Raw genomic sequence first — 5,246 nt, forward strand, 5'->3', positions numbered from 1 at the left:
AAGGAATACGACAGCGAATTAAAGAAGCTGCACGTGGAGTTGGTCAAGCTGCAGGAGTGGGTTGTGCATGCAGGCCTCAAGGTATGCATTGTTTTCGAGGGGCGCGATGGTGCTGGAAAGGGTGGCACCATCAAAGCGCTCACCGAACGGGTCAGCCCGCGCGTATTCCGGGTGATCGCCCTGCCAGCGCCAACCGAACGGGAAAAGAGCCAGATGTACGTGCAGCGCTATCTACCGCACCTGCCGGCGGCAGGTGAAGTGGTGATCTGGGATCGCAGTTGGTACAACCGCGCCGGTGTGGAGCGGGTGATGGGGTTCTGCGATGAAGCTCTGGTAAAACGCTTTCTGGAAGTGGCCCCCAGCTTCGAGAAGATGATGGTCGAGTCGGGCATCATCCTGATCAAGTACTGGCTGGAAGTCAGCGAGGAAGAACAGACCCGGCGCCTGACGGCACGCATCGACGATGGCCGCAAGATATGGAAACTGTCGCCTATGGATCTCAAGTCCTACAGCCGCTGGTACGACTATTCCCGGGCACGCGATGCCATGTTCGCCGCCACCGATACCGCCTGGGCGCCATGGTTCGTGGCCAACTCCGACGACAAGAAACGTGCACGCCTGAATATCATCTCTCACCTGCTCAGCAGAATCCCATATAAGGAAGTCCCACGGGAAAAGGTCGAGCTGCCGAAACGCCAGAAACCTGGCGACTACGTAGAGCCGGACTATCCATACAAGTTCGTTCCAGAAAGGTTCTGAGCAAGGCGACCCTCTCGGAGGCTGTTTTTTTGCGGACGCGGGACGGCTGCTCGGCCAGCCAGACCCAGTTTCACGGCCAGTGTCATGCCTGCGTCATCCCACGGCGACCTTCGGAAGCGGGAAGCAATCGCGATTTGCGTGAGATTTCGTTCGCTCTTGTGTGCCCGAAACCCGGCGATCGCCAGGCGCCGGATGAACGCAGCGCTGCCAAAAGCCGGCGATCGGCCAGCGCCCGTGGGCCGCGCTGGGTAGAGAAGCGAGGTCGCCGACCAGCGGCCAGGTGAAGCGGCCGAGGCTGCCTCTCCCTCCTCCTGCGCAAGCGCGCGAAGGCGAACTCGCCTACAGATCGAGTCGTCTGGCGATGGTCATCCCTCTACTCGGGCGCCGCCTGGCCAGGCAACCGTCACCGTTGCAGACGCGTGCCGCGCGCTGCGGCCAAACGATTCAGGGCAGACGTTTCGGCAACCGGGAGTTCCGGATCGACTACGCATCCACCGAACCGCCAGCCGAAACGTCGCCAGCAGCAGCGGCGATGATGCGGCGGATGGCCCGGGTGGCGGCTGACGGTCTGGCGCCGAGTGCGGCCGCCAGCATGCGCCGACAAAGATCGTAGACGCGCAGCGCCTCGGCGTCCTCGCCTTGCGCGTGCAGGCAGAGGATCAGCGCGCGGTAGCCGCTTCTGGCAACGGATCGACTGCGGTCGCTTCGCGCCCACGGCGAACCGCTTCGCTCGCCTGCTGCCGGTTTGTGCAGGACTGGGCAAGCAGCGGCAATAGCGCCGTCCAGCGGCGCCGCCGGCGTTCGCGCTGCCCCAGGCGCCACGCATGGTCGTCCTCGCGCGTCAGGAAGTCGCCGCGGTAGAGTCCCCGCAGGCGTTCGAGCAAGGTCGCGAGTCCCGCATCTCCTGCCGGGCACGCGGCCACCTTTTCCGCCTCGCCGATCAGCCGCTCGAAGCACCAGCAATCGACCGCGCAGTGCTGCTGGTGCAGGCTGAGGCGGCCGCCAGACGCGTCGGCTTCGCCTGCCGACCGACTCCGCCGTGCTGCCGCTCGCCGAGAGCAGCGCCGAGCGCGTCGAAGTGTTCGCCGGCACGCACGCCTACGCCTGCCAGCGCGTGCAGCGGCCGGCGTGGGCGTGGGATTTCGGCCGCGATCGCTACGGCGTCTACCTCGAAGTAACGATCGCCGGCGTCGTGCAGCGCCAGCGCTGGCTCGGACCCGGCGAATTCCGCATGGGCTCGCCGCCTGGCGGGCCGGAACGACGACGCCGTTCAGTTTCGGCGAGACGATCGACACGCGGCAGGCGAAGTACGATGGCCAGCATCCTTACGCGTACGGCGCGCAAGGCAAGCACCGGCAAACGATCGTGCCGGTGAAGACGTTTCCGGTCAACGCGTGGGGTCTGTACGAAATGCACGACAAGGTGTGGGAGCGGTGCGCCGACGGCCAGCGACCGCGCGATGGTGCGGATTGCGACGACCCACGCGCTCCTGAGGGCGAGGGCGATTATTGGCGCGTCGCGCGCGGCGGCTCGTGGCTCAGCAGAGCCTGGAGGCTTGGCTTGGCCTGCCGCTTCGAGGGGCACCGCGACGGGCGCGACGGCTTCCTGGGGTTTTCCCTGCGCCCTGAGGGCCATCAGCCGGTAGGGCCGGCGCGGAGCGCCCAACCGGAGGTGGGCGATTCGGGCTCGGCCGACCATTCCACATGCCGGGTCGGGCGAGGTCGAGCGCTTGCTGAACTGGCCGGCGATCGCCTATTCTTCGCTCCCTCATCTTGGCGTGGCGTGCCGTCCCGTGCCCTGCCGTGCCGCGCAGGCTGGTCGCGCGGGCAGTTGCTCGCCGGATCACGTTTTCTTCGGAGTTCGCGCAATGCGTCGCCCGTTCTCTCCGCGCTTCTTTGCGCCTTGCTCAGCCGCCACCGGGTGGGCGGACGGCCGGCGGGCTCGTTCCGTGGAGTGCGCGGCTACGCCGACCCGCACCGTGCCATGTCGCCGCCAGGCGCCTCGCCGCGCATCCTGATCGTCGACGACGAGCCGGCGATCAGCGATGCGCTTGTCTACGCGCTGCAGCGCGAAGGTCTGGCCAGCGACTGCGTCGGTCTGGGCCGTGACGCGCTGGCCACGCTGCGCGCCAATGGTCATGCGCTGGTCATCCTCGATGTCGGGCTGCCCGACCTTTCCGGTTTCGACGTCTGCCGCGAGTTGCGCCGCGCTTCCGACGTGCCGGTGCTGTTTCTGACCGCTCGCGCGGACGAGATCGACCGCATCGTCGGCCTCGAACTCGGCGCCGACGACTACGTGGCGAAGCCGTTCAGCCCACGCGAGGTGGCCGCGCGCGTCCGCGCCATCCTGCGCCGGGCGCGGGTCGTGGTCGCGGCAGCGCCAACGGCAACACCGGCACCGACACCAACGCCCGCCGTCCGGCCGGTCTTTGCGGTCGATGCGGACGGAGCGCGCATCGCTTACCGCGGGGTCTGGCTCGAACTGACGCGCTACGAGTATCGCCTGCTCGCGACGCTGATCGACTCCGCCGGCCGCATTCTTTCCCGCCCGCAATTGATGGACCGGGTCTGGCGCGACGCCGAGGAAAGCATGGAACGTACGGTCGATGCGCACGTCAAGACGCTGCGCGCCAAGCTGCGCGCGGTCGACGGCAGTGACCCGATCGAGACGCACCGCGGACTCGGCTACAGCCTGCGGCGGGACCTGGCCTAGGCGACCGCGGCCGCATGCACGCATGAACATCGCCATCCGTCTGTTCCTCGGCTTCTTCCTGGTCGTCGGCGTCGCTGCGTGGTTCGTGCTCAACATCTTCAGCAAGGAAGTCCAGCCGGGAGTGCGCCAGGCGGCCGAGGACGTTCTGGTCGATACGGCGCACCTGCTCGCCGAGCTCGCGGCGCCCGAGCTCGCCGCCGGGCGGATTGCCGACGGGAACTTCGCGCGCGCTGTCGCCGCCGCCATCGGTCGCACGCCGAACGCGTCGATCTGGGGCGTGAGCAAGGAATCGGTCGATCTGCGCGTCTACCTGACCGATGCGCGCGGCATCCTGGTTTTCGACTCGGTGGGCGGCGCGCTGGGCGCCGACTACAGCCAGTGGATCGACGTGGCGCGCGTGCTGCGCGGCGAGTACGGCGCGCGCAGCACGCGCGACGATCCGCAGCAGCCGTCCACCTCGGTGATGTACGTCGCCGCGCCGGTGCGCGTGGCCGACCGGCTGGTCGGCGTCGTCTCGGTCGGCCGGCCAACGCTCTCCTTGCAGCCCTACACGGTGCGCGCCGCGCAGCGGGTGCGCGAAGGCGGATTCTGGCTGCTTGCGCTGTCGGCCGCGATCGGCACGCTGTTTACGCTCTGGCTCACCTGGTCGCTCAACCGCCTGCGCGACTACGCCAGGTTGGTCGCCGCCGGCCAACGCGCCGTGCTGCCGGTGCAGGGCGGCCGCCAACTGTCTGAACTGGCGCATGCGCTGGCCGAGATGCGCGCCAAGCTGGACGGCAAGCAATACGTCGAAACCTACGTGCAGAATCTCGCCCACGAACTGAAGAGCCCACTCTCGGCGATCCGCGGTGCGGCCGAAGTGCTGCACGACGAGTTGCCGGCGGCCGAGCGCGAACGTTTCGTCAGCCACATCGACGAGCAGACGCAGCGCATGCAACTGATCATCGATCGCCTGCTGGCGCTGGCGCGCATCGAACAACTGCAGCGGCCCGAGGATTCGCGCCCGCTGGCGCTGCTCGAACTGGCGCGGGAAACCGTTGCCGGCCGCCAACCCGAGCTCGAGGCACACGGCCTGCGCGTGACGATCACCGGCGAACCGGCGGCGGCGGAGACGCGCGGCGATCCTTTCCTGCTCCGTCAGGCGCTCGCCAACCTGCTGGATAACGCGATCGCCTTCTCGCCGGACGGCGGCGAGATCGAGATTGCGGTGCGCAGTGCCGGCGCGACGCAGGTCGTCGAAGTGCGCGACCACGGGCCGGGGGCGCCCGATTACGCGCTGCCGAAGGTCTTCGAGCGCTTCTATTCGCTGGCTCGCCCTGCCACCGGCCGCAAGAGCACCGGCCTCGGCCTCGCCTTCGTGCGCGAGGTGGCGCGCCTGCACGGCGGCGATGCCAGCTTCGAGAACGCGCCGAGCGGCGGTGCCATCGCGCGTATCGTGCTGCCGCGCTGAACGACCGCCGCCGGCGAGGCGCACTGCTCGCGCGTGGCGAACACGCGGCGGACACGCGGGCGACACGCCGCACTTCACACCCGCTTCACAATCGCTTCACCGTTGCGCCGCAGACTCGCTCCATCGTTCACCCCGGGAGCCTGCCATGCAAAAGAAACTCATCCTCAAGCTGTTTGCCATCGCCGTTCTGTCGCTGCTCTTGCTCGTGCCGCTCGGCATGATCGAACACCAGGTGCGCGAGCGCAGCGTGCGCCAGGCCGAAGTCGTGCGCAACATCGCCGAGGCGGCGGCCGGCGCGCAAACCGTGGTCGGGCCGCTGCTCGCC

General features: G+C 68.1%; 6 protein-coding genes and 1 pseudogene. 6 read left to right on the top strand and 1 reads right to left on the bottom strand.

Going from position 1 to position 5,246, the window contains the following annotated elements; genetic code table 11:
- Positions 1-759, top strand: a 759-nt coding sequence (gene ppk2 / locus Q1L59_RS00780) for a polyphosphate kinase 2 (RefSeq protein ID WP_300327388.1), incomplete at its 5' end; no start/stop codon positions are given.
- A 483-nt stretch (positions 760-1,242) separates the two neighbouring features.
- On the opposite strand, the gene Q1L59_RS00785 is transcribed toward ppk2, so the two are convergent.
- On the bottom strand, positions 1,243-1,581 hold the full coding sequence (locus tag Q1L59_RS00785; RefSeq protein ID WP_300327389.1) for a BTAD domain-containing putative transcriptional regulator: 339 nt from the start codon (positions 1,579-1,581) through the stop codon (positions 1,243-1,245).
- Between the two features lie 217 nt (positions 1,582-1,798).
- Between Q1L59_RS00785 and Q1L59_RS00790 the strand changes: the two genes are divergently transcribed.
- The 5 genes and pseudogenes from Q1L59_RS00790 to Q1L59_RS00805 form a co-directional block, all read left to right on the top strand.
- Positions 1,799-2,134, top strand: coding sequence for a hypothetical protein (locus tag Q1L59_RS00790; RefSeq protein WP_300327390.1), 336 nt, complete (start codon positions 1,799-1,801; stop codon positions 2,132-2,134).
- Positions 2,047-2,313 (top strand): annotated as a pseudogene (locus Q1L59_RS16680) (SUMF1/EgtB/PvdO family nonheme iron enzyme); the annotation flags it as partial. The gene Q1L59_RS00790 and the pseudogene Q1L59_RS16680, both read left to right, overlap by 88 nt.
- Before the next feature lie 429 nt (positions 2,314-2,742).
- Complete coding sequence (creB, locus tag Q1L59_RS00795) at positions 2,743-3,471, top strand: two-component system response regulator CreB (protein WP_300327391.1); 729 nt, start codon at positions 2,743-2,745, stop codon at positions 3,469-3,471.
- Positions 3,472-3,493: 22 nt separating this feature from the next.
- Positions 3,494-4,921: a two-component system sensor histidine kinase CreC gene (gene creC / locus Q1L59_RS00800; protein WP_300327392.1), complete on the top strand. Its 1,428-nt coding sequence runs from the start codon at positions 3,494-3,496 to the stop codon at positions 4,919-4,921.
- 145 nt (positions 4,922-5,066) lie between these two features.
- A partial coding sequence (locus tag Q1L59_RS00805) for an inner membrane CreD family protein (protein WP_300327393.1) occupies positions 5,067-5,246 on the top strand: 180 nt, incomplete at its 3' end.

It is taken from the genome of Accumulibacter sp. (assembly GCF_029255125.1).
GTDB lineage: Bacteria > Pseudomonadota > Gammaproteobacteria > Burkholderiales > Rhodocyclaceae > Accumulibacter.